This window comes from Streptomyces sp. NPDC047525 (assembly GCF_040643025.1).
GTDB lineage: Bacteria > Actinomycetota > Actinomycetes > Streptomycetales > Streptomycetaceae > Streptomyces > Streptomyces durmitorensis.
This window is the reverse complement of sequence record NZ_JBEYTL010000003.1, coordinates 697,298-719,462: the sequence shown is the minus strand read 5'-3', so window position 1 is coordinate 719,462 and position 22,165 is coordinate 697,298. Positions and strand designations below refer to the sequence as shown.

Below are 22,165 nucleotides of genomic sequence, written 5' to 3'. Positions count from 1 at the left end.
TCTTGGATCTCCAAGTCCTGGGCGGTCTCGAAGGTGCGGTCCGGGGCGTCTCCCCTGGATCCGCCGGTGCCTTCCCAGTAGATCTCCCGGGTGACGGAGGCCTTAGCTGGTACGGCATTCGGTGCAGATGGTTTCATGAGGCGTTTCTCAAGCGCGGGGTCGGGACCACGGTGTGACCGACACGCTGCGCACCCAAGGTGTGCAACTCAGACATCACCATGTGAACAGGCCGACGACATTTCAAATGCGAACGTCTCAGTAAGATGCGCTGGTGCGCAGGGGGAGCGGGCTGTGCGGCTCGTCGCATGCACCGTGTGGCTCTTCTGAACCTCTGATGCCGAGTCGGCGGAATCTGTACGTGGCGCAGGTCCTGCTCATGCCGTCGCCGCCAAGCAATCGCAAGGCCGACCGCTCGCACTGTTGTTCTGAGGCATGGGGAGAAAGCCTCTCATTGGTCAAGGCAGCGAAGACGACGTGGCGAACGGAATCCTGTTCTGTCTCGGTGGTGGCCGGACCGGAAGGCCCGGTCCGGCCACCACCGAGACTAGATCCCCGCTAGATCCCCGCAGGTACGCGCGCCGGGCGGCCCGAGCCGCGCGTCAGGCAGTAGCCTCCGATGCCCGCGAGGGCGCCGAGCACGCCACCGGCCGCCGTCCACAGCCAGCGGGACGACCACCAGCCGGAGGACCAGCCGTCCTCGGGCTCACTGGACGCCGCCTCCGTCTTGGTGCCGACCCCCGGCACCAAGGGCTTCGCGAGGGCGCCGTCCACCGCCTGGGCGCCGCCCGCTTCGGTCGACGTGACCTCTGCCGAGGCCTGCATCGGCAGGCCGAGGTCGTCCGCCTTGAGGTCGGTGACCGTCAGGCGTGCGTAGTACGTGCCGGGCAGCGGGTCGTTGGACCAGGGCTCGGCCCAGCCGCGCACGGTGCGCAGCGTGCAGGACAGTTCGACCGTGGCGGCGTCCTGCGCCGCCGTCCTGGTCTGTGCGCCGAACCGGCACGCCTGGTGGCGCCGCAGTCCGTCGTACACGTCTACCTGCCAGGTGGATTCGCCGTGCCGGGCGGCGCCCTCCGGCAGCTTCACCGTTGCGTGCACGGTGGCGCGCTGTCCGGCGTCCGCCGGGAACGACCAGTACAGGTAGTCGCCGGTGGATGCCTCCGCCGTCGCCTCCTGGTCCGGCTGGATCGCCGTCGCCGTACGGAAGGACGTACCGGCCTCCGTCGGCGCGGCGGACTTGTTCTCACCGTCGGCGCTGTCGGCGAAGGCCGTGGCCGCCGTCCCGGCCAGGGTCAGCAGTGCCGCACCGGCCAGCACGCCGGCCCTGCTCAACACACGTGTCGTACGCATCAGTTGGTCCTCCAGACCGCGAGGCGCCAGCGAGAGACCCAGCCCCAGACCAGACCGGCGAGGAAGCCGGTGAGGATCAGCGCGCCGAGCAGCCACCAGCCGTTGCCCAGGCCGAAGGACGCCACGTCCGACGCCTCGTCGGGCGCGTCCACCAGGTCGACGGCCAGCTCGACGGGCAGGCCCGGAGTCGTCTTGACGGAGGCGGGCGCCGAGAAGGAGTTGCTGACCTGGAGACACACGGTCTCGGGGGCGGGCTCGCCCTCGTCCGTCTCCTCGTCGTCGTCACCCTCCGGCTTCGGGTAGCGCAGGCCGGTCGAGATCACGTCCGTACGCCCGTCACCCGCCTCGGAGCCGCGCACGATCTCGCGTCCGTGCGCGGTCGAGGCCCGCAGCAGCACTCCGTAGTCCTGGTTCACCGCGCGGTCGGCGCCGACGCTGACGGAAGCGCGCAGCTCCTGGCCGGGCTTGACGTCGACGCGGTACCAGCGGTGCTCGCCGAACTTCTCCCGGTCGGTGTAGACGCCCGCGTTCAGCTTCGGTGCGTCGGAGCACTGGGCGGCGCCCTCGGCGGCCACCGGGGTGGCGACGGGGTCGGCCGCACGGTCGACCAACTGCTTGACGCGGCCGGAGAGTTCATCGGTGTGCCGCACCGACGTGTACGTCCCGCCGGTGGCCTCCGCGATGCAGCTCAGCTGGTCGCGGGTCTTGGCGTCCGGCACCAGGCCGAGCGTGTCGACCGTGAGGTGGATGCCCTCGGCGGCGATCTTGCGGGCCACCTCGCAGGGGTCGAGCGGCTGGCAGGTGTCCTCGCCGTCGGAGATGAGGACGATGCGGCGGCTGCGCTCGGCGTTGTCGTCCTTGAGGTCGTCCGCGGCCTTGAGGAGGGTCGGGCCGATCGGCGTCCAGCCGGTGGGCGCGAGCGTGGCCACCGCGGTCTTCGCGTCGGTGCGTCCGGCGCGGTCGAGCTCCGCGACCGGGTAGAGGAGCTCGGTGTCCTTGCAGCCCGTCTTGCGGTCGTCGCCCCGGTAGTTGGCGCCCAACGTGCGTATGCCGAGCTGGACTTCGTCCGGTGTGGCGTCGAGCACCTCGTTGAACGCCTGCTTCGCCGCCGCCATCCGGGACTTGCCGTCGATGTCGCGGGCCCGCATCGAACCGCTGACGTCGAGGACGAGCTCGACCTTGGGGGAGGGCTGTGCCGGTTCGTCCGCGTCGGCGGCGGCGGAACCCGCCGTGCCGAGTCCGGCGGTCAAGGCGGCGAGCAGGGCGAAGGCCCCGGCCGCCAGCCGTTGTCTTGTGATCATCGCCGGATCTTATTGATCTTGCCGTGCATACCCAAACCGGCAGGTGGGTATCAGCCCTCACCCGCCGCGGCCGCCGCCGGTCACCGCCTCAGCGCACGCCCCCCGAACGCCCCGCCCCCGTCGGCCTGCTTCCACCATGTCTCCAGCGCCGTCTGGTCCATCGACCGCCACGGCGGCGTCTCCTCGACGAGCGAGTGACCGAGGCGCCGCCCGAGGTCGACCATCGCGGCACCGGCGACCGTGCGGTCGGTGTCGTACGTGTCGAGGGCGTCCGGCCAGGTCGTGGCCGTGGCGAAGGCGGACTCCAGGACCGTCGCGTCCTGCAGCGCCTTGACCGCGCCCGCCCCGGTGTGCGGCCGGGCCACGGTGGCGGCGTCGCCCATCAGGAGCACCCGGCCCGTGGTGTAGCGGGGGGCCGTGTAGTCGTACATCGGCTGGAGGAAGAGTTCGTCAGGGGTGGTCGTACGGACGAGGTAGCCCCAGTAGGGCGGCAGCAACTCGTCGCACACATAGGTGAGATGAGAGGAGAGGGCCTCCGTGAGACCGCCGGGCGGCAGGCTGGTCGGGGCGGTGAGCCGCAGGTCGAGGCCGAGCCCCAGGTCGAGGTCCGGCGGCGGTGCCGTGTACAGGACCCAGTTGACGCGGTGGCCGCCGACGCCGTCCGGGATGCGGTAGACGATGGCGTGGCCGCCGGGGAAGACGACGTACACGCAGTCCTCCTCCGCCCACAGCTCCGGGTCCGCGAGCCGGTCCGCGGGGAAGGCGCCGCGCCAGGCGAGATAACCGGCGTACGCGGGACGCACACCGGCGAACGCCGCCGCGCGGACCACCGAGCGGTAGCCGTCGGCGCCGATCACGAGGTCGACGCGCTCGGTGCCTTCGGCGGTGTCCACCTCGGCCTCCTCGCCGCCCGTGCGCACCTGCTCCACCGCCACACCCGACCGGAAGGCCACGGAGTCGGGCACGCGGCCGCGCAACTCACGCCACAGAGGGCCCCAGTTGTACGTACGGAAAGGGAACGCCATCGCCCCGATCTCGTGACCGAGGGGCCCGGCCGCCGACCCGTCCCGCACATACCAGCGGCGCCGCTCCAGCTGCACCCACGGCATGTCCGCGTCCAGATACCCGGCGGAGTCCAGCTCCGCGTAACGGGAGTTGTGCACCGCGAGCCCGACACCGCGGTCGGCGAGGTGACCCGCGGCCCGTTCGTACACCGTGATCTCATCGGCGCCACCGCGGTACGCGGCGAGTGCGGCGGCGCATCCGGCGATGCTCCCACCCACGATGGCGACCCTGCCTCCACGCATCATCGCGCCATCCTGGCAGGAAGAATGACCCTCTGTCAGCGCAGGGAGACCCCGCGTCCGGCGAAGAACGGTTCGAAGTCCGAAAGTGACATGTCCGCCATCCGCGTCCCCGCGTCGATCCCGGACGGGTTGTGCAGGTGCAGACCCCCGTCCGCGGAACGCCCGGTGACCAGCACCAGGTGGCCGCCACGGCCGGGAGAGGGCCGGTTCGGGCGGCGGATCTCGTAGTGCACCGAGACCATCACCGAGCGGCCCTCGTCGAGCAGTGCGGTGATCTCCGTCACCGTGAGGTGCCGGTGCACCGTGGCGTTGACGCCGTGCACGTCGCGCACGTACTCGGCGAACGGGGCGTAGATGAGCCCGTGGATCGTGCCGTCGGCGTCCTCCGTGTACGCGCCGTACTTCAGCGCGCCGTCCCGCAGCTCGAAGAGCGAGGGCGCGGACGGGCCGAGCGCCATCCGCAGGCACGTCAGGCCGCACAGATGGCCGCACCAGCGCGCGTAGTCGTCGAGGGTGACGGCGCCCGAATCGGCCCAGGCGGGGTCGGCCGCGCGGTCGAGCTCGCCGTACACGATGCGCTCGACGAGGTCGGGCGAGGCGAACTGCGTGTGGGAGGGGACCTGGCAGGCGGAACAGAGCGACACACGGCCCCCGGCATCTCGTGCCATCACTGGCGGTATCCGCTCAGGAAGCGGCCGATGCGGCTGATCGCCGCGTCGAGGTCGTCAGCGTAAGGGAGGGTCAGGATGCGGAAGTGGTCGGGGCGCGGCCAGTTGAAGCCTGTGCCCTGGACGACCTGGATCTTCTCCTGGAGGAGCAGGTCGAGGACGAACTTCTCGTCGTCGTGGATGGGGTGGACCTTGGGGTCCAGGCGCGCGAACGCGTAGAGGGCGCCCTTCGGCTTCACGCACGAGACGCCGGGGATCTCGTTCAGCTTCCGCCACGCCATGTCGCGCTGCTCGTGCAGCCTGCCGCCCGGGGCGGTGAGCTCATGGATGGACTGCCGGCCGCCGAGCGCGGCCTGGATGGCGTACTGGGCGGGGGCGTTCGGGCACAGACGCATGGAGGCGAGCATGGTCAGCCCCTCCAGATAGCTCTTCGCGTGCTGCTGCGGGCCCGTGACGACCAGCCAGCCGGAGCGGAAGCCCGCGACGCGGTACGTCTTCGACAGGCCGCAGAAGGTCAGCACGACGAGGTCGGGGGCGAGGGCCGCGACGCTGTGGTGCACGGCGTCGTCGTACAGGATCTGGTCGTAGATCTCGTCGGCGAAGACCATCAGGCCGTGGCGGCGTGCGAGGTCGAGGATGCCTTCCAGGACCTCCTTCGGATACACGGCGCCCGTGGGGTTGTTCGGGTTGATGATCACGACGGCCTTCGTGCGGTCGGTGATCTTCGACGCCATGTCGTCCAGGTCCGGGTACCAGTCCGCGGACTCGTCGCACACGTAGTGGACGGCCTTGCCTCCGGAGAGGGTCGTGACCGCGGTCCACAGGGGGAAGTCCGGCGCGGGGATGAGGACTTCGTCGCCGTCCTCAAGGAGGGCCTGGACGGCCATGGTGACCAGCTCGGAGACGCCGTTGCCGAGGAAGACGTCGTCCACGGAGACCTCGTCGAGGCCGAGCGCCTGATAGCGCTGGGCGACGGCGCGGCGGGCCGAGAGGATGCCGCGCGAGTCCGTGTAGCCGTGCGCCTGGGGCAGCATCCGGATCATGTCCTGGACGATCTCCTCGGGCGCCTCGAAGCCGAAGAGCGCGGGATTGCCGGTGTTCAGGCGCAGGACGCTGTGGCCCGCCTCCTCCAGGGCGTTGGCGTGCTCGATGACCGGACCCCGGATCTCGTAACAGACCTCGCTGAGCTTGCTGGACTGCCGGAACTCCATGCGCTGTGCCTCCCGTGACGTGAGTTACTTGGTTTTACCAAGCTGGAGCTTGGAAAGTCCAACAACTTGCATAGACTGAGTCGCATGCCACCTGCACCCAGGCCCCGCCGAAGCTATGACCAGTACTGCGCTGCCGCTCGTGCCCTCGACGCCGTGGGTGACCGCTGGACCCTGCTGATCGTCCGGGAACTCCTGGTCGGCCCCCGCCGCTACACCGACCTGCACGCCGATCTGCCGGGCGTGAGCACGGACGTCCTGGCGTCCCGGCTCAAGGACATGGAGCGCGAGGGCCTGACGACGCGCCGCCGCCTGCCCCCGCCGTCGGCGGCGTACGTCTATGAACTGACCGAGCGGGGCCGCGAGTTGCTCCCGGTCCTCCAGGCGCTGGCGACCTGGGGCGCGCCCGCCCTCCAGGAGCGCGCGCCGACGGACGCGGTCCGCGCCCACTGGTTCGCGCTGCCGCTGCTGCGTGCCCTGGCGGGGCTCGGGGCCGAGGGCGTGCTGGAAGTGCGCCTGGACGAAGGGGAGTTCCACCTACGGGTCGGGGGCGCGGGTGAGTCCTACGGAGAGGGCGGGGCGCTCGCGGAACCGGATGCCCGCATCGTCATGGACGCCGGGACATGCGTGGCGGTGAGCGGGGGCGTCCTCACGGTGGGGGAAGGGGTGCGGGCGGGCCGCATCGAGCTGACGGGCGAGGGAGTCCTCGCGAAGGCGCTGCGCGCGTCCTGAGTCCGCCGTGACCGGGGTTCGCCCCTGTAACCGGGTTCCGGCCAGGCCGGGTTGGTCCCGTGTGTCTCCTCCGAACGTCCCAACGCGTGTGTCGCAGTGTTCATGATCAGCCAGTCGAACATCCCGGGCGCACAGCACTAGGGTCGTAAGGGTCCATGTCGTCTTTTGGCGTGGGCGGTGGCGTCAGCCAGGGCGCCCCAACAGGGGAACGGGGAACATGGCCAAGAACGGTAGTCAAGGAAGCAATCACGCCGTCCGGGTCTTCCGGGTCCAGAGTGCCTTCACCGAGCTCGAAGGGCAGGTGCACGGCCCCGGGGAATTGGCCGAGGCGACCGGCCTCGACGACTCGACGGTTCATCGCATTCTGCAGTCCGGTATTCGCGACGGCATCTTCGTCCGTGAGGGGCGCGGCCTGTACCGGCTCGGCCCCGGTGCCGCGCGGCTGGGTCTGAAAGCACTCACGCACGCACCCAACATCGATGTGACGCACGAGGTACTGGAGAGCCTGCGCAAGGCCACCGACGGGGGCCTGGTGTTCCTCTTCGGCCTCGCCCCCTTCGGCGGGGCCAGGAAACAGTGCCTGGACATGGCCGTCGGCGACTCCGACCTGGCGGAGCTCGGCATCAGTCGGCGTGCCCTCCTGACGGTCTTTCAGTCGTTGCGTACGGGCGCCTGCGGGCGGGCGATCCTCGCCCACCTGCCGGAGGTCATCCAGGAGGGTGTCCTTGCCGAGCCGCCTCCCGTGGAGGCGGGCCCGGGGGTGTTCCGGGACGAGGGCGCCCTGCTCGCCTCCCTCAAGGCCGTGCGCGAGCAGGGCGTGGCCACCGACTCGGAGGAGTGCGCCGCCGGCTGGAACGGACTTGCCGCGCCGGTCCGCTGGGACGGGCTCATCATGGGCTCCGTCGCGGTGCTCAAGCCCAAGGACGCCATGCCGCAGTGGCCGGTCGGCGTTCTGATGGCCATGAAGGAGGCCGCCGACGTGTTCACCGAGACAGGGGGCGGCGCCTGGTCGGCGCAGACTCCCAGCTCCTTCTGATTACGGCGCTGCTTATGATCGCCGAAACTCCCGCGTCATCCCGCCGAAACAAATAGCCGGGCGGTTGTCCCGCGGGTGGCGTGGCGTTCACGAGATATTCGTATCTCGGCACGTGAGAAACGGCCGCCGTTTCTCACGTGCCGGGATTCGCCTCGCTCGCATTCTCACCCTGCGGGAGAGGGATGGCCTTTCTTGACAAACCGAGGTGCCGGTGGCCAATACTCGGGAAGTGGAAAGCCGGAGTACTCGTGTTCCGGATTCGCCGTCAGGGGGGTTGCCTTGGTCCGCGCAGTCGCTGTCCGTCCGCACGCGTCGCAAGACGGGGCGGGAGGTGCTGGTCCCGTCCGCGAGGACCGTGGTGAACAGCCATCGGGTGGGCAGGCCATGAGTGAACGGAACGCGTGGCAAGCCGAGTTGAGGAGAGTTCCGCTGCTCTCCGCGCGTGAGGCAGAAGTGTTCCAGCTGCTGGGTGAGGGCTATTCCAACCGCAGCATCGCGCGCCGACTCGGCATCGCCGAGCGCACGGTCAAGTTTCATGTGGCGCAGGTGCTGAGTAAATTGGACGTTGAATCCAGATTACAAGCAGGGCTTGTAGCCTTCTCCGGTCGGCGCCTGTACCAAAGTGCAGTTCCCCGCCGAAAGAAAGCCGGATAGTTTTTCTCTGGAAGGAAAAGCGCGAGGCCATGGGCCCGGCTTTTCTCCAGACTCTCCGGAGACGCGCCCCGCGCAAACCCCGGTTCTTCGCGGAATCGCTGCTCTCCCCCTTCGTGGTGACGGAGAAAGGACACGCCCATGCCGACCAAGACCGCCACCCTGCGCGCCATCCGCCTCGCCGCCGAAGAAGGGCCCGGCGCGCACGCCACCGAGCAGCAGCACGCCCGGGGCAAGCTGACCGTCCGTGAACGTCTGGAACTCCTCTTCGACGAGGGGTCGTTCACCGAGATCGAGCAGTTGCGCCGACACCGGGCCACCGGCTTCGGTCTGGAGAACCGCAGGCCCCACACCGACGGAGTCGTCACCGGCTGGGGAACGGTCCACGGACGCACCGTCTTCGCCTACGCCCACGACTTCCGCATCTTCGGCGGCTCCCTCGGTGAGGCGCACGCCACGAAGATCCACAAGATCATGGACATGGCCGTCAAGGCGGGTGCCCCGCTGGTGTCGCTCAACGACGGCGCGGGGGCCCGTATCCAGGAGGGCGTCTCCGCGCTCGCCGGGTACGGCGGCATCTTCCGGCGCAACACCAGGGCCTCCGGTGTCATCCCGCAGATCTCGGTGATGCTCGGCCCCTGCGCCGGCGGCGCCGCCTACTCGCCCGCCCTGACCGACTTCGTCTTCATGGTCCGCGACACCTCCCAGATGTTCATCACAGGACCCGACGTGGTCCAGGCGGTGACGGGGGAGGAGATCACGCAGAACGGCCTGGGCGGCGCCGACGTCCACGGCACGGTCTCCGGCGTCGCCGCGTTCGTCTACGACGACGAGGCCGAATGCCTGGAGGAAGTGCGCTACCTGCTGTCGCTGCTGCCCTCCAACAACCGGGAGATGCCGCCGTCCCAGGAAACGGACGACCCCGCCGACCGCCGGACCGACGCGCTCGCCGATCTGGTCCCCGCCGAGGGGAACCGGCCCTACGACATGCGCGCGGTGATCCAGGAGATCGTCGACGACGGTGAACTCCTGGAGACGCACGCGGGCTGGGCGGGCAACATCGTCTGCGCCCTCGCCCGGATGGACGGGCGGCCCGTCGGCGTGATCGCCAACCAGCCGTCGCAACTGGCGGGCGCCCTGGACATCCACGCCTCGGAGAAGGCCGCCCGGTTCATCACCACCTGCGACGCGTTCAACATTCCGCTGGTCACCCTCGTCGACGTGCCGGGGTTCCTGCCCGGCGTGGACCAGGAGCACAACGGCATCATCCGGCACGGCGCGAAGCTCCTCTACGCGTACTGCAACGCCACCGTGCCGCGCGTCTCCCTCGTGCTGCGCAAGGCCTACGGCGGGGCGTACATCGTCATGGACTCCCAGTCCATCGGCGCCGACCTGACGTACGCCTGGCCGACGAACGAGATCGCGGTGATGGGCGCCGAGGGCGCAGCGAACGTCGTCTTCCGCCGGGAGATCGCCGCCTCCGACGACCCGGAGGCGACCCGGACCCAGCTGGTCAAGGAGTACAGGACAGAGCTGATGCACCCTTACTACGCCGCGGAACGCGGACTCGTCGACGACGTCATAGACCCCGCGCTGACCCGCTCGTCCCTCATCGGGGCGCTGCGTGTCCTGGATGCCAAGGACGTCGACCTGCCGTCGCGCAAGCACGGCAACCCGCCCGCATGACGGGCACACGGAACACCGCGCTCACGGTGGTACGAGGACGCCCCGACGACCTCGAACTCGCCGCCGTCACCGCCGTCCTGAGGGCTGTGGCCCGACAGACGGCCCAACAGGCGGACGTGCCCGCACCGCCCGTGCCGGACCCCGCGCACGCCCGCTGGGAGGGCAGCAGCCGTACGCGTCCCGCCGGCTCCTGGCGCTCCGCCGGCAGACACCGGCCGGGCCCCGCAGGCCGCGCCCGCGCCACGGCATGACCTTCCGAGTCACGGCGTGAGCCGCCGTACCGACGCCGGATTCCCCCACACACTCGACTGGGAGCGGATAGTGAAACATCCACTCAACCCGATCGACGAGGTCTTCCTGGACATGGACCAGGACATCGGCCTGGTCCAAGGGCAGTTCCTGCGCTTCCGCGGACAGGCCCCCTCGCTGGAGCAGCTCCACGGCCACCTGGCGGAGCGGCTGCCCGGCCTGCCCCGGCTCACCCACCGGGCGGTGACGGGCGGCCGTGGCGGGTTCCGTGCCCCCAGCTCCCGCTTCGACCTGCGTGACCACGTACAGCAGATGAGGCTCCCGGCCGGCACCCCGCTGGACGAGGTGCTCACGGCTATGGTGCGCCGGCCGCTGTGCGAGAGCGGCCCCCTGTGGACGATCCACCTCGTGCACGGCTACTCCGACGACGAGTACGCCGTCTGCTACCGGGTCCACCACGGCCTCGAGGACGGGATGGGGGCGGCCCACGTCGCCGCCGTCCTGTTCGGCACCCCGCAACCGGGACGCACTCCGAAGGCGGGGGAGCGGGACGGGCGCACCGGACCGCTGTTCACCGCCGGACCCCGCGAGCTGCTGCAGGGTGCGCTCAGCGTGGGCGCCGGAATGACGCGCGGTCTCGTGCCCGGCAGGCTCTGGCCCAGGGCCCAGTCCCCCGCTCCGGAGCACCTGGCCATGTGCAGCACGAGCGCGACCCGGCGTGAACTGAGCGAGCTGGGCAGGGGGTTCGGCGGCACGGTCAACGACGCCTTCCTCATGGCGCTGTGGGGCGCGCTGTCCGCCTGGAGCGCGACGGGCGACGGGCACCACGACCTGCGCTCGGTGTTCCGCACGTCGCCCGTACCGGTCCGCATGCCGCTGAGCACCCGGCACGAGGGCGAGGAGGGCGCCGTCGGCAACCACCTCACGACGACCGTGGTCACCCTGCCCTGCCAGAGCGTGCCGCCCGCCGAGGCGTTCGCGCAGCTCGTCTGCAGCACCCAGCGGATGCGGTCCAACGGTCTGCGTCCTGCCAGCAGGGCCCTGGTCGCCCTGCTGCCCAAGGCCCTGATCCGCTGGACGGTCAGGCGTCTGCTCAGCCCTCGCTCGTCACCGCTGTACGCCTCCAACTACGCGCTTCCCGCCTGTCTTTCCTTCCGCGACGACCCGGTCGTGGACGCCGTACCGCTCGGTGTGCTCCTGCCGGGCAACGCCCTGTCGGTGACGCTGCTGTCCTGCGGATCCCGGGTGCAGGTGAGTTTCCTGTACGACCGCAGGCTGCCGGGCGCCCAGCGGCTGGCAGCGCTCTGGCGCGAGGCCCTCGACGAGCTCGACTCGATGGACGCAGTTCCGGCCGCCTGAACGGCCTTCCCCCACCAGCCACCCACTCTTCGGAGGGATTTGTATGTCGAGTCGGTCCAGTTCACGCGGTCATGCCGTGTGGACCCTGATCGTGACCGGCCTCGCCGTCTTCATGGCGGCGCTGGACAACCTGGTCGTCATCACCGCCCTGCCCGCCATTCAGGAGTCCCTCGACACGAGCCTCCAGGACCTGGAATGGACGGTGAACGCCTACACCCTGTCCTTCGCGGTCTTCCTGATGGCCGGTGCGGCGGCCGGTGACCGATTCGGCCGCCGCCGGATGTTCGTGGTGGGGCTCGTCATCTTCACCGCGGCGTCGGCGGGATGCGCCCTCGCCGACAGCTCCCAGCAGCTGATCATCGCCCGAGCCGTGCAGGGCCTCGGCGCCGCCATCGTCATGCCGCTGACGCTGACCCTGCTCACCGTCGCCGTGCCGCCGAAGCGGCGCGCCATCGCGCTGGGCATCTGGGGTGCTCTGAGCGGACTCGCCGTCGCGCTCGGACCGCTCATCGGCGGCGCCGTCGTCGAGAAGATCTCCTGGGAGTGGATCTTCTGGGTCAATGTGCCGATCGGCGTGGTGGTCCTCGCCCTCAGCCTGTGGAAGCTCGCCGAGAGCAAGCACCCGCAGAGCACGCTCGACCCGGTGGGCACCGTCCTGGTGAGCCTCGGCATGTTCGGAGTGGTGTTCGCCCTCGTACGGACCACCGAGTACGGCTGGGGCGGCAGCCAGGTGCTGCCCTACCTGATCGGCGGAGCGGTGATCCTCGCGGCCTTCGTCCTCTGGGAGCTGCGCACACGCCATCCGATGCTGCCGATGCGGCTCTTCCGCAACCGTTCGTTCAGCGCCGTCAACTCCGCCAGCCTGCTGATGTTCGCCGCCATGTTCGGTCTGGTGTTCCTGCTGACCCAGTTCATGCAGAACATCCAGGGCTTCTCGCCGCTCGAAGCGGGTGTGCGGATGCTGCCCTGGACCGCGATGCCGGTCCTTGTCGCCCCGCTCACCGCTCTGCTCTCCGGGCGTCTGGGCAACCGGCTCGTGGTCGCCGCGGGTCTGCTGTTCGAAGCCGTCGGTCTCGGCTGGCTCGCCATGGTGACCGAGGTGCACACCGAATACGCCGACCAGGTCCCCGGCCTCGTGCTCGGCGGCATCGGGCTCGGTCTCTTCTTCGCGCCCGTCGCCGAGATGGCGATGAACATCGTCGCCCCGCGCGACCAGGGCATCGCCTCCGGAGCCAACAACACCTTCCGGGAGCTCGGCGGTGTTCTCGGCGTGGCCGTACTGACGTCGGTGTTCACCGCGCAGGGCGGATACGCGTCGCCGCAGAACTTCGTGGACGGACTTGTCCCCGCCACCTGGATCGGCGCCGGAATCGCCGCCCTCGGCTGCGTCGCCATCCTCACCGCACCGCGCCGGTCCAAGGAGAACAACTCCGCGTGGCAGGAAGAGGAGCGCCCGGACACCGGAAGGACGGACCCGGCGGACCTCCTTGAGCCCTCGCGGCGCTGACGGCCCCCGGACCCCGGCACGTAATCGCCCGCAGTCGACCAGCCACTGGCAGGGAGTCGAGATGTACGACGCAATAGTTGTCGGCGCACGGATCAGTGGCGCCTCCACGGCCATGCTGCTCTCCCGGGCGGGCCACAAGGTCCTGCTGCTCGACCGGGCCGTGTTCCCGGGCGGCAAGGCAGCCGCGACCAACCTCGTCCACCCGCCGGGCATCCTGCGCCTCAAACGCTGGGGCCTGCTCGACGAGTTGACGGCCACCGGCTGCCCGCCCATCACCGAGTACGGGCTGCGCAGCGGACCGGTGGAGCTGATGGCACGGCTGCCCGCCGTGGACGGAGTGGGCGAGGCGTACTCGCCGGAGCGCAGCAGGCTCGACCAGATCCTCCTCGACGCTGCGGTCAAGGCCGGTGCGGAACTGCGCTCCGGCGTCTCGGTCCGGGAGCTGGTCACCGACGACGCGGGCACGGTGACCGGTGTGCGGGGGGAGACGTCGGACCGTACCCCCGTCGTCGAACACGCCCGCGTCGTGGTCGGCGCCGACGGCTCCAACTCGACCGTGGCCCGGCTCCTCGACGCACCGAAGTACGAGGCCCACCCGGTGCTCAACAAGAGCCACTGGTCGTACTGGGAGGGCCTGCCGCACGACGGGCGGGTCCGCACCTATCGCCACGCCGGCAAGCACGCGTTCACCTGGCCGACCCACGACGGGCTCACCATCGTCGGAGTGGCCCTGCCGGTGGCCGACTTCAAGGCCACGAGCGACGAGGACCGCGACCGTACGGTCATCTCCGCGTTCGACGAGGTGGACCCCGAGCGGGCCGAGCTGCTGCGCGCGACCAAGCGGGTCGACCGCTGGATGACCGGGTCCGTACCCAACTTCCTGCGCCGCTCGCACGGCCCCGGCTGGGCCCTGGCCGGGGACGCCGGCTACACCCGGGACCCGATCACCGCCGCCGGGATCACCGACGGGCTCCGCGGTGCCGAACTCCTCGCCGCCGCCATCGAGTCGGGTCTGTCCGGCGGCGAACCGCTGGAGGCCGCACTCGCCGGGTACGCCCGTGACCGCGACGCCCTGGTCACCGGGCACTACCGCTACACCCGCGACCACGCGACGATCGCGAACCACTCCCGGGAGGAACTGGCGTTCATCCAGGCCATGAACCGCAGCCCCACGCACGGCCGCGACATGGTCGGCATGTTCGCCACGATCGTTCACCCGGCGGAGTTCTACTCACCGGCCAGCATCCACGCCCTGCTCGACCACCTGGAGCCCGGAGCCGGTCCCGGCTGGAAACTGCGCATGGTGCGCTGGCTGGCGCGCGGGCTGCCCCGGCACCTGCCCGGCGCGACCCGCACGGCCGACCGCCTCGTGGCGAAGAACCTCGGGCCCATGGGGCAGTACCTGGCCTGAGCCGGGCCCGCCCCGTAGCGCGATCCCGCGCGTACCCAACCCTCTCCACCTCACCACCAGCATGGAGGCACGATCATGACCGTCCACACCTCTACGGACCTGCGCACCACCTTCCTCTTCCCCGGACAGGGCGGCTTCGACGGCGCGGCCCTGCGTCTGGCCAAGGAGAAGTACCCGCAGGTCAGGCAGGTCTTCGAGCGTATCGATGCGGAGACCATGAACCTGTTCTCGCGCCGAATAACCGACGTGCTCTTCGGGGACCACGACACCGATCTGCAAGAACTCCTCAACGACGACGCATGGGCCTCCCAGGTGGCCATCTACGCCGCCGGCCTGGCCTCGTACGAGATCCTGGACGCGCAGGGAGTGCGTCCGGACGTCCTCGCGGGACACAGCCTCGGCGAGATCACCGCACTCGTCGCCGCCGGGGCCTTCTCCGTCGAGGACGGTGTGCGGATCGTCGCCCAGCGGGTGGCGGTCATCCAGCGGCAGAACGGCATCGAGGGCCGCATGGTGGCCCTTTCGGCGGGCGCAGACCGGGCCCGCCGCCTCCTTGACCTCCTCGACGACCCGATGCTGGCCGTCGCCACCGAGAACCACGACGAGCAGACCGTGGTGAGCGGTCCCGGCGAAGCGCTCGACCGGGTGATCGCGATCGCCGGACAGCTGGGCATCGGCGCCATCGAGATCGACACCCCCTTCCCCTTCCACACCCCGGCGCTCGCCCCCGCCGTACCCGAATTCGCCTCCTACGTCGGCAAGTTGGACCAGCACCCCCTTCGGCACCTGGTGTACTCGCCGATCCTCCAGCGGTACTACGAGCCCGACGACGCGCTGGCCGACCGCCTCGCCGAGCACTTCGTCACCCCGGTGCGGTTCGCGGCGGCCGTGCGCCATCTCCAGGCCGCGGGTGTCACGACGTTCGTGGAAGCGGGCGGGCGGGCCGCCCTGTCCAAGCTCGTCGTCCGGCTGACCAAGGGCTCGGACGTACGCGCCCTGTCCTCGTTCTCGATCGACGCCGACGGCGGCCTCGCGCTCGACGCCACCCTGCGGATCCTGCGGGACGCGGGCCTCGCCGACGCGACCGGGGCCCCGGGCCTCGCCGAGCTGCTCGCCCCCACGGTGCCCACCGACGTGTTCGAGGCGTACTGGAGCGAGCACGGCGACGAGGTGCTCCGGCGCATCGCCGACGACCTGGGCTCCTTCACCCCGCGGCCCGCGGCCGCTCCCGCCGCACCCTCGGCTCCGGCCCCGTCCGCCGGGGCGCCGGACCGTGCCGAGATCCACGCCGAGCTGCGGACCCTGTACGCCGAGGCCCTCGAGTACCCCGAGGAGGTCTTCGAGGACGGCGTCCAGCTGGAGGCCGAACTGGGAGTCGACTCGGTCAAGCAGGTCGAGCTGCTCGCCCGCGCCTCCAAGCAGTACGGCCTGCCCACGCGGGAGGCCGGATTCCGCCTGGAGAACTACAACACCATGGACAAGATCGTCGACTTCGTGGTCTCGGAGCTGTCCGGCCGGGAGGCGGTCGCGGCGGGCTGACGGGGCCCCTCGTCCCGCTGCTTCCGCTCGTCCTCCCGGCTCCAGAAGGGCACGTGTTCCATGAACGACCTCACAGGCAAGGTGGCCCTGGTCACCGGCGGATCGAAGGGGATAGGCAAGGCGATCGCGCGTGAACTCGCCACGCGCGGCGCCGCGATCGTCCTCAACTACTTCCACTCCCACGACCAGGCCAAGGCCACCCGCGACGAACTGACCGCGGAGGGCCACCGGGTCGACCTGGTCCGCGCCTCAGTGGCCAGGCAGGAGCAGGTCGACCGGATGTTCGCGGAGATCGACCGGCTGCACGGCCGGCTCGACATCCTCGTCAACAGCGCCGCCGACGGCGCGTTGCTGCCGGCGGACTCGGTCACCGACGAGCACCTCGACAAGGCCATCGAGATCAACTACAAGGGCGGGCTGCGCTGTGCGCGCGCCGCCGCACCGCTGATGGCCAGGGGCGGTGGCGGCTCGATCGTCACGGTCTCCGCACTCGGCGGCTCCCAGATGGTGATGGCCAACTACCTGGCCTGCGCACCGGCGAAGGCCGCTGCCGAGGCCGCGTCCCGGTATCTGGCCGTGGAGCTGGCGCCGCTGGGGATCCGGGTCAACACGGCGTCCGCGGCCATGCTGAGCAGCGAGGTGGCGGACAAGTTCCCCGACGCGGCCCGGATGCAGGACGTCATCGCCCGGGCCACGCCATGGGGGCGGCTCGGCACGCCGGAGGAGTTCGCCACCGTGGTGGCCTTCCTCGCCTCCGACGACGCCCGCTGGATCACCGGCCAGGTCGTCCTCGCGGACGGCGGCCTCACGCTCGGCGCGGCCCTGCTCTCGCCTCCCGCGGAGGACCGGGTGGTGGATCGCGTGGTGGAGGACCGGCCCGCGGAGGCGCCGTCGGTCACGGCAGGTGCGCCGGAGCCGGCAGCTGAAGCACCGCTCCCGGAGGCGAAGTTCTCAGCGGCGGAGTTCTCGGAGGCGGAGTTCGGGGACGACTCGATCGCCGTCGTCGGCATGGGTCTCGCCGTCGCCGGGGCGAACAGCCCCGAGGAGTTCTGGAAGCTCCGCATGACGGGGGACGAGCTGTTCGTCAAGGTCCCCGAGGACCGCTGGCAGCACGAGAGCTTCCACTCGGCGGACACCGACGCCGAGGACAAGGCGTACGCCGACCGCTGCGTGTTCATCACCGGCTTCGAGCCCGTCGAGGGCGCCCTCGACGGCATGGAGGGGAGCGCCGACGACCAGGAGCTCACCACCCAGTGGCTGCGCCACAGCCTGGTCCAGGCACTCGACGGGGTCCGCCGCACCGACACCGACAACTGCTCCTTCGTCGTCGGCTACACCCCGGACGGCAGCCAGCACCTGGAGGAGGCCGGGGTCCTCGACAGCGTCACCAGGATGACGCACGACATCATCGACGACCTGGCGCTCTCCGACGACGAGCGGCAAGAGCTGCGCGGGGGCATCGACACATCCCTCGCCGGCCGCTACCGGCGCGGCGGCCAGAACCCCTCCCGGTTCCTGCCGCACCGGGTCGGAGAGCTGGCCATGCAGGGCATCCTGCCGTCGTCCACAGAGCTCCACATGGTCGACACCGCGTGCTCCTCGTCCCTGTACGCCATCGACATCGCGGCCAAGGGCCTGCTGATGGGCAAGCAGGACATCGCGGTGTGCGGCGGGGCCTTCGCCCTGGCGCCACGCGGCACCGTGCTCTTCTCCAAGCTCCAGGGACTGTCCAAGAGCGGTGAGGTGCACTCCCTGGACGAGGCGGCCGACGGTGTGATCTTCGCCGACGGCGCCGCCCTGGTCGTACTCAAGCGGCTGAGCAAGGCCCAGGAGGACGGCGACCAAGTGCTCGGCGTACTGCGGGCGTTCGGTTCGTCGTCGGACGGCAAGGGCAAGGCGATCTACGCGCCGAACTCGGCCGGCCAGAGCCTCGCCGTGCGGCGCGCGCTGGAGAACGGCGACGTCGACGGCGACGACGTGGACTGGATCAACGCGCACGCGACCGGTACCCCCGCCGGTGACCTCGCGGAGTTCTCCACCCTGCGGGAACACTTCGGCACGGCACGGGCGACCGCGGTCACCTCCAACAAGTCCCTCATCGGGCACACCGGTTGGGCGGCCGGTGTCGTCTCGCTCATCGAGAACCTCAAGGGCCTGGAGAAGCAGACCATCCCCGGCCAGTTCCGCTTCACCAACCCCCGCGCGGACTTCCGCCTCGCCGAGACACAGCTGGACATCCCTTTCAAGGCCGAGCAGTGGTCCGGGCGCAGTGACCGGCCCCGGCTCGCCGCCGTCTCCGGGTTCGGTTTCGGCGGGACCAACGCGCACCTGATCGTCGCCGAGAACCAGCCCCGCGTAGAGGCCTCCCAGGTGGAAGCCCCCCAGGTGGAGGCGCCGGAGGCGCTGGAGGCTCCCGCCGGGACGATCCCCGCGACCAAGAAGCCGGATCCCGACAGCCGGGTGGTGATCGTCGGCTGGTCCTCGCACCTGCCGGGCCTGACGGACCGCGACGAGGTGTCGGGCTGGCTGGCCGGCGGGAAGCCGCCGCTCGACAGCTTCGGCGCCGCCTATCCGTCGCCGCCGTTCAACGAGGTCCGGCTGCCGCCCAAGACCATCAGGGCCCTGGACCGGTGCCAGCTGATGATCCTGCAGTGCGCCCACCGCCTCCGTGACCAGATGCCCGAGTTCTGGGGCAAGCAGGCCGACAACACCGGTGTGTTCGTCGGGCACATGGGTCCGACCCGGGCCGCCATGCTGTACGCGAACCGCTGCTACCTGGACGACATCGGGCAGGCCGTCGCCGACTCGCCGCTCGCCGGATCACCGGCCGCCGGGCAGGTCCTCGAGCGGTTGCGCGAGCAGGTCCGGTCGATGATCCCGGAGTCCAACGAGGACGCGTTCCCCGGGCAGATGCCCAACATCATCTCCGCCCGCGTGGCGAACTACTTCGACCTCCACGGCCCGAACATGACGATGGACTCGGGATTCGCCTCCGCGCTGTCGTCGATCACGTCGGCCGGACGCTACCTGCGCACCGGCGAGCTGGACTTCGCGCTGGCCGGCGGCATCAACGGCAACAGCCTGCCCGAGTACCGCTCCCTGATCGGCGGCCTGCTCCCGGAGCAGCAGCGGGAACTCGCCGAGGGCGCCTTCCTGTTCGCCCTCACCACCGAGGAGCGGGCCGAGCGCGAGGGCCTGCCGGTCCTCGCGTACGTCGACGAGCCGCTCGGCAGCGCCGCCGCGCAGACCGGCACCGCATCCGCGAGGGACTCCGTCCGGTGCACGGAGCCCGAGCACGCGCGCTACCTGGGCGCCGCCGGGGGTCTTGCCGTACTGAAGGCCCTGCACGGGCCCGCGGGCACGGTGGAGGTCTCCTGCGACCAGACGGGCGGCGCACCTGGCGCCCGGCTGCGGCTCACCGTCCCCGGCCCCGCCGACCCCGGCCCGGAACAGGGCGAGGAACGTGGGGCAGGCGTCACCGGCACCCTGCCGGCGAGCTTCGTGTCGGACACCCACACCGGGGAAGGCGCCCCTCTGCGGGTGCGCCGCCAGATTCCGGTGCTCGACGAGACACCGGCCCGGCAGGTGCGGGAGCCCATCGCGTTCCTGCCGGACGGCGCCCTCGTCGTCACCGACATACCCGGCCCGCTGGCCGAAGCGGTGGACCCCGGCACCGCGCTGACCGTGCTGTCCACCACCCCGCTCACGGCCCCCCGGCCCGGCTGGCACCACCTGCCCGAGGTCACCCCCGACGCCGTCCGTGCGGCCCTTGCGGACTCCGGGCGACCGGTCGCGCACCTGCGGGTCCTGTCAGGCCTCGGCGCCTCCGCGCCCGCCGGGCAGCCGCTCACCGAGGGCTCGGCGCCCGTGCTCGCCCTGCACGACGCGACGTACCTGGCACTCCAGCAGACCCACGCAGGTCTCTCCACCGCCGAGTCCACCGTCGTCATGCTGTTCCTCGACGCGGTACCCGGCGGCACCCCGCATCCCTACTCCGGCCTGTTCACCGGTCTGCTCAAGAGCGCGGGACGCGAACTGACCGACAGCACCAGCTTCGCGCTCCTCACCTCGGCCACCGAAGTGGCCGACGGGGCACGGCGCGTGGAGGAGGAGAGCAGGGCGCACCGGGACTTCCCCGTCGTCGTCGACGCCGAGGGGGTGCGCCGCACTCCGCGGCTGCACGACGAGCCGGTCGCCCTGGACGCCTCCACCCCGGCAGTGCTCGACCGGGACTCCGTGGTCGTCGTCGCGGGCGGCGCCCGGGGCATCACCGCCGAGGTGCTCAAGGCGGTGGCCGCGGAGTTCGGCCCCCGTATCCATGTGTTCGGCAGCAACGACCTGGACAGCTACCCGCCGTCGGTCTTCGAAGGCAGCGACGAGGAGTTCGCGGCGGGCCGGGCGGCCTACATCAAGGCGGAACTCGCCAAGGGCAAGGGCAAGGGCGGGGGCAAGGGAAAGACGAAGGGCAAGGGCAGCGGCGCGGGCAAGCGCCCGTCGGTCGCGGACCTCAACAAGTCCTTCGACCGGATGCTCAACGCCAGGGACGCCCGCCACAACCTCGACGCGATGGCGGAGCACAGCGGCGCGGGCCGGGTCAGCTACGTGCAGTGCGACATGCGCGACGGAGCCCAGGTGGAGAAGGCCATCGGTGCGGTGCTCCAGGAACACGGCCGGATCGACCTGTTGGTGAACGCCGCCGGGCTCCAGCGCTCGGCGCTCATCAAGGACAAGGACTTCGCGGAGTTCACCTCCATCCGTGACCTGAAGGTCGAGTCGTATCTCAACCTCAAGTACGCGCTGCGCGACGCCCCGCCCCGCACCTGGTGCAACTTCGGTTCCCTGCTCGGGTACTTCGGGCAGCTCGGCGAGTCCGACTACGCGTCGGCCAACGACTTCCTGGGCAGCGCGGCCACTTACGCGGCGGCCACCACGGAGCTCGACGAGTTCACCGTCGGCTGGACGCTGTGGGCCGGTGTCGGCATGGGCGCCAACGAACTGACCAAGGCGTACTACGAGCGGGCCGGTTCCTACAGCAGCATGGCCGTCGCCGAGGGCGTCCACCACTTCGTGCAGGAACTGCACGCGCCCGTCCGGCGGGCATCCCTCGTGCACTTGGGGGACGCCGAACGCGCGACCGTCGAGGAGTTCTACCCCGGCTACCTCACGCGGGACCCGGCCGCCGGTGACGCGGCTCCCGCCGTGCCGGAGCCCGGCTTCTTCCTGCGCCGGGTCGTCGGGTCGACGGCGACGTCCGCCGAGTTCGAGTGCCGCTTCGACCTGGACACCGACGGCTATCTGGAACACCACACGGTGCGCGGCGAGCCGACCCTGCCGGGTACGTTCGTCACGGAAATGGCCGCGGAGGCCGCCCGGTACCTGGTCCCGGACCAGCGTGTCGTCGCCTTCGAGGACCTGCGGTTCGAGCACTTCCTGCGCGTCTACCGGGATCTGCCGACGGCCCCCAAGCGGCTGTACGCGCACATCGCCGCGTCCGACGGCTCCACGACCGCCGTCGAGGTGCGGATCACCGAGGACGTGGTCTCACCGACCGGCGTCGTACTCATCAAGGACCGGGTGCACTTCACGGCCCGGGTCCTGCTCGCCGACGCACTCCCCGCCGCCCCGCACTGGGAGGCGTGGGACACCGCGGACGACACCCCCGTACCCGATCCCTACCACCAGCCCGGCTCGCCGGTGCAGCTCACCGGTCCGTTCGTGTCGACCACGGACACCCGTATCCACCCCAAGGGCAAGCGGGGCCGCTACGCCCTGTCGCTGCCCGCCGACGACCCGACGTGGCAGCGGTTCACCGTCCCCAGCATCCTGCTGGACGGCCTGGCCCGGGTCGGGGTCCTCGACCTCGTCGACGGCCATCTGATCCCCGTCGCGGCACCGCTGTCGATCCGCCGCATCGACCTGTACGAGGACACGAACGACCTGTCCCTGTCCGGATCCGACGAGGCCATCGAGTTGTATGCCACGCCGCCGGGCTTCGACCTGTCGGCGGACCTGGTCGACAACCGGTTCGTCGCGTCCCGCCCTGACGGCCGGATGGTCCTGCAGATGAAGGACATGCAGGCGACGCTGATCGGCTATGTCGACGCCCGGACCGGCGAGGCCGTCGCGGCCGACCGTGACTGACGGGACGGGGCCGACCGTGACTG

Annotated in this window: 15 protein-coding genes; 10 read left to right on the top strand and 5 right to left on the bottom strand. The window is 70.7% G+C overall.

All coding sequences use genetic code 11. From position 1 onward, the window contains the following. Positions 1-555: 555 nt before the first annotated feature. The 5 genes from ABZ833_RS12105 to ABZ833_RS12085 form a co-directional block, all read right to left on the bottom strand. A complete protein-coding gene (locus ABZ833_RS12105; RefSeq protein WP_361044599.1) occupies positions 556-1,347 on the bottom strand; it encodes a hypothetical protein in 792 nt (263 codons plus the stop codon). After that, complete coding sequence (locus ABZ833_RS12100) at positions 1,347-2,648, bottom strand: VWA domain-containing protein (RefSeq protein WP_361044597.1); 1,302 nt, start codon at positions 2,646-2,648, stop codon at positions 1,347-1,349. Before ABZ833_RS12100 ends, ABZ833_RS12105 begins: the two co-directional genes overlap by 1 nt. A gap of 80 nt (positions 2,649-2,728) precedes the next feature. Beyond that, the gene (locus ABZ833_RS12095; RefSeq protein ID WP_361044594.1) at positions 2,729-3,931 is read right to left on the bottom strand and encodes an FAD-dependent monooxygenase; all 1,203 of its coding nucleotides are present in this window, start codon (positions 3,929-3,931) and stop codon (positions 2,729-2,731) included. Positions 3,932-3,990: 59 nt separating this feature from the next. Further along, entirely contained in the window at positions 3,991-4,623 is a 633-nt protein-coding gene (locus tag ABZ833_RS12090; RefSeq protein ID WP_361044591.1) for a C39 family peptidase, read from the bottom strand. After that, positions 4,623-5,834: a pyridoxal phosphate-dependent aminotransferase gene (locus ABZ833_RS12085; RefSeq protein ID WP_361044588.1), complete on the bottom strand. Its 1,212-nt coding sequence runs from the start codon at positions 5,832-5,834 to the stop codon at positions 4,623-4,625. The genes ABZ833_RS12090 and ABZ833_RS12085 overlap by 1 nt, the downstream gene beginning before the upstream one ends. Positions 5,835-5,918: 84 nt before the next feature. Here ABZ833_RS12085 and ABZ833_RS12080 point away from each other — a divergent pair, with 84 nt between their 5' ends. The 10 genes from ABZ833_RS12080 to ABZ833_RS12035 all read left to right on the top strand — a co-directional run bounded on the left by ABZ833_RS12080 (position 5,919) and on the right by ABZ833_RS12035 (position 22,142). After that, the gene (locus ABZ833_RS12080) at positions 5,919-6,563 is read left to right on the top strand and encodes a helix-turn-helix domain-containing protein (RefSeq protein WP_361044586.1); all 645 of its coding nucleotides are present in this window, start codon (positions 5,919-5,921) and stop codon (positions 6,561-6,563) included. Positions 6,564-6,780: 217 nt separating this feature from the next. Then, complete coding sequence (locus tag ABZ833_RS12075) at positions 6,781-7,599, top strand: IclR family transcriptional regulator C-terminal domain-containing protein (RefSeq protein WP_361044584.1); 819 nt, start codon at positions 6,781-6,783, stop codon at positions 7,597-7,599. A gap of 384 nt (positions 7,600-7,983) precedes the next feature. Then, a complete protein-coding gene (locus ABZ833_RS12070) occupies positions 7,984-8,253 on the top strand; it encodes a LuxR C-terminal-related transcriptional regulator (RefSeq protein ID WP_361044582.1) in 270 nt (89 codons plus the stop codon). A 138-nt stretch (positions 8,254-8,391) separates the two neighbouring features. Continuing rightward, positions 8,392-9,936: an acyl-CoA carboxylase subunit beta gene (locus ABZ833_RS12065; RefSeq protein ID WP_361044579.1), complete on the top strand. Its 1,545-nt coding sequence runs from the start codon at positions 8,392-8,394 to the stop codon at positions 9,934-9,936. Continuing rightward, on the top strand, positions 9,933-10,187 hold the full coding sequence (locus ABZ833_RS12060; protein WP_361044577.1) for an acyl-CoA carboxylase subunit epsilon: 255 nt from the start codon (positions 9,933-9,935) through the stop codon (positions 10,185-10,187). Before ABZ833_RS12065 ends, ABZ833_RS12060 begins: the two co-directional genes overlap by 4 nt. Positions 10,188-10,257: 70 nt before the next feature. After that, a complete protein-coding gene (locus ABZ833_RS12055) occupies positions 10,258-11,544 on the top strand; it encodes a wax ester/triacylglycerol synthase domain-containing protein (protein WP_361044575.1) in 1,287 nt (428 codons plus the stop codon). Positions 11,545-11,587: 43 nt separating this feature from the next. Continuing rightward, positions 11,588-13,051, top strand: a complete 1,464-nt coding sequence (locus ABZ833_RS12050) for an MFS transporter (RefSeq protein ID WP_361044572.1) — start codon at positions 11,588-11,590, stop codon at positions 13,049-13,051. Between the two features lie 61 nt (positions 13,052-13,112). Continuing rightward, the gene (locus tag ABZ833_RS12045) at positions 13,113-14,462 is read left to right on the top strand and encodes an NAD(P)/FAD-dependent oxidoreductase (RefSeq protein ID WP_361044570.1); all 1,350 of its coding nucleotides are present in this window, start codon (positions 13,113-13,115) and stop codon (positions 14,460-14,462) included. Between the two features lie 75 nt (positions 14,463-14,537). Beyond that, positions 14,538-16,001 (top strand): acyltransferase domain-containing protein, encoded by a 1,464-nt coding sequence (locus ABZ833_RS12040; protein ID WP_361044567.1) that lies wholly within the window; start codon positions 14,538-14,540, stop codon positions 15,999-16,001. Between the two features lie 60 nt (positions 16,002-16,061). Next, positions 16,062-22,142: an SDR family oxidoreductase gene (locus ABZ833_RS12035; RefSeq protein ID WP_361044564.1), complete on the top strand. Its 6,081-nt coding sequence runs from the start codon at positions 16,062-16,064 to the stop codon at positions 22,140-22,142. The last annotated feature ends 23 nt before the right edge of the window (positions 22,143-22,165 follow it).

What these genes read in the sequence shown, in the direction of transcription:
- ABZ833_RS12105 (WP_361044599.1), bottom strand. Translation starts at nt 1,347, where the DNA reads ATGCGTACGACACGTGTGTTGAGCAGGGCCGGCGTGCTGGCCGGTGCG.
- ABZ833_RS12100 (WP_361044597.1), bottom strand. Translation starts at nt 2,648, where the DNA reads ATGATCACAAGACAACGGCTGGCGGCCGGGGCCTTCGCCCTGCTCGCC.
- ABZ833_RS12090 (WP_361044591.1), bottom strand. Translation starts at nt 4,623, where the DNA reads ATGGCACGAGATGCCGGGGGCCGTGTGTCGCTCTGTTCCGCCTGCCAG.
- ABZ833_RS12085 (WP_361044588.1), bottom strand. Translation starts at nt 5,834, where the DNA reads ATGGAGTTCCGGCAGTCCAGCAAGCTCAGCGAGGTCTGTTACGAGATC.
- ABZ833_RS12080 (WP_361044586.1), top strand. Translation starts at nt 5,919, where the DNA reads ATGCCACCTGCACCCAGGCCCCGCCGAAGCTATGACCAGTACTGCGCT.
- ABZ833_RS12075 (WP_361044584.1), top strand. Translation starts at nt 6,781, where the DNA reads ATGGCCAAGAACGGTAGTCAAGGAAGCAATCACGCCGTCCGGGTCTTC.
- ABZ833_RS12070 (WP_361044582.1), top strand. Translation starts at nt 7,984, where the DNA reads ATGAGTGAACGGAACGCGTGGCAAGCCGAGTTGAGGAGAGTTCCGCTG.
- ABZ833_RS12065 (WP_361044579.1), top strand. Translation starts at nt 8,392, where the DNA reads ATGCCGACCAAGACCGCCACCCTGCGCGCCATCCGCCTCGCCGCCGAA.
- ABZ833_RS12060 (WP_361044577.1), top strand. Translation starts at nt 9,933, where the DNA reads ATGACGGGCACACGGAACACCGCGCTCACGGTGGTACGAGGACGCCCC.
- ABZ833_RS12050 (WP_361044572.1), top strand. Translation starts at nt 11,588, where the DNA reads ATGTCGAGTCGGTCCAGTTCACGCGGTCATGCCGTGTGGACCCTGATC.
- ABZ833_RS12045 (WP_361044570.1), top strand. Translation starts at nt 13,113, where the DNA reads ATGTACGACGCAATAGTTGTCGGCGCACGGATCAGTGGCGCCTCCACG.
- ABZ833_RS12040 (WP_361044567.1), top strand. Translation starts at nt 14,538, where the DNA reads ATGACCGTCCACACCTCTACGGACCTGCGCACCACCTTCCTCTTCCCC.
- ABZ833_RS12035 (WP_361044564.1), top strand. Translation starts at nt 16,062, where the DNA reads ATGAACGACCTCACAGGCAAGGTGGCCCTGGTCACCGGCGGATCGAAG.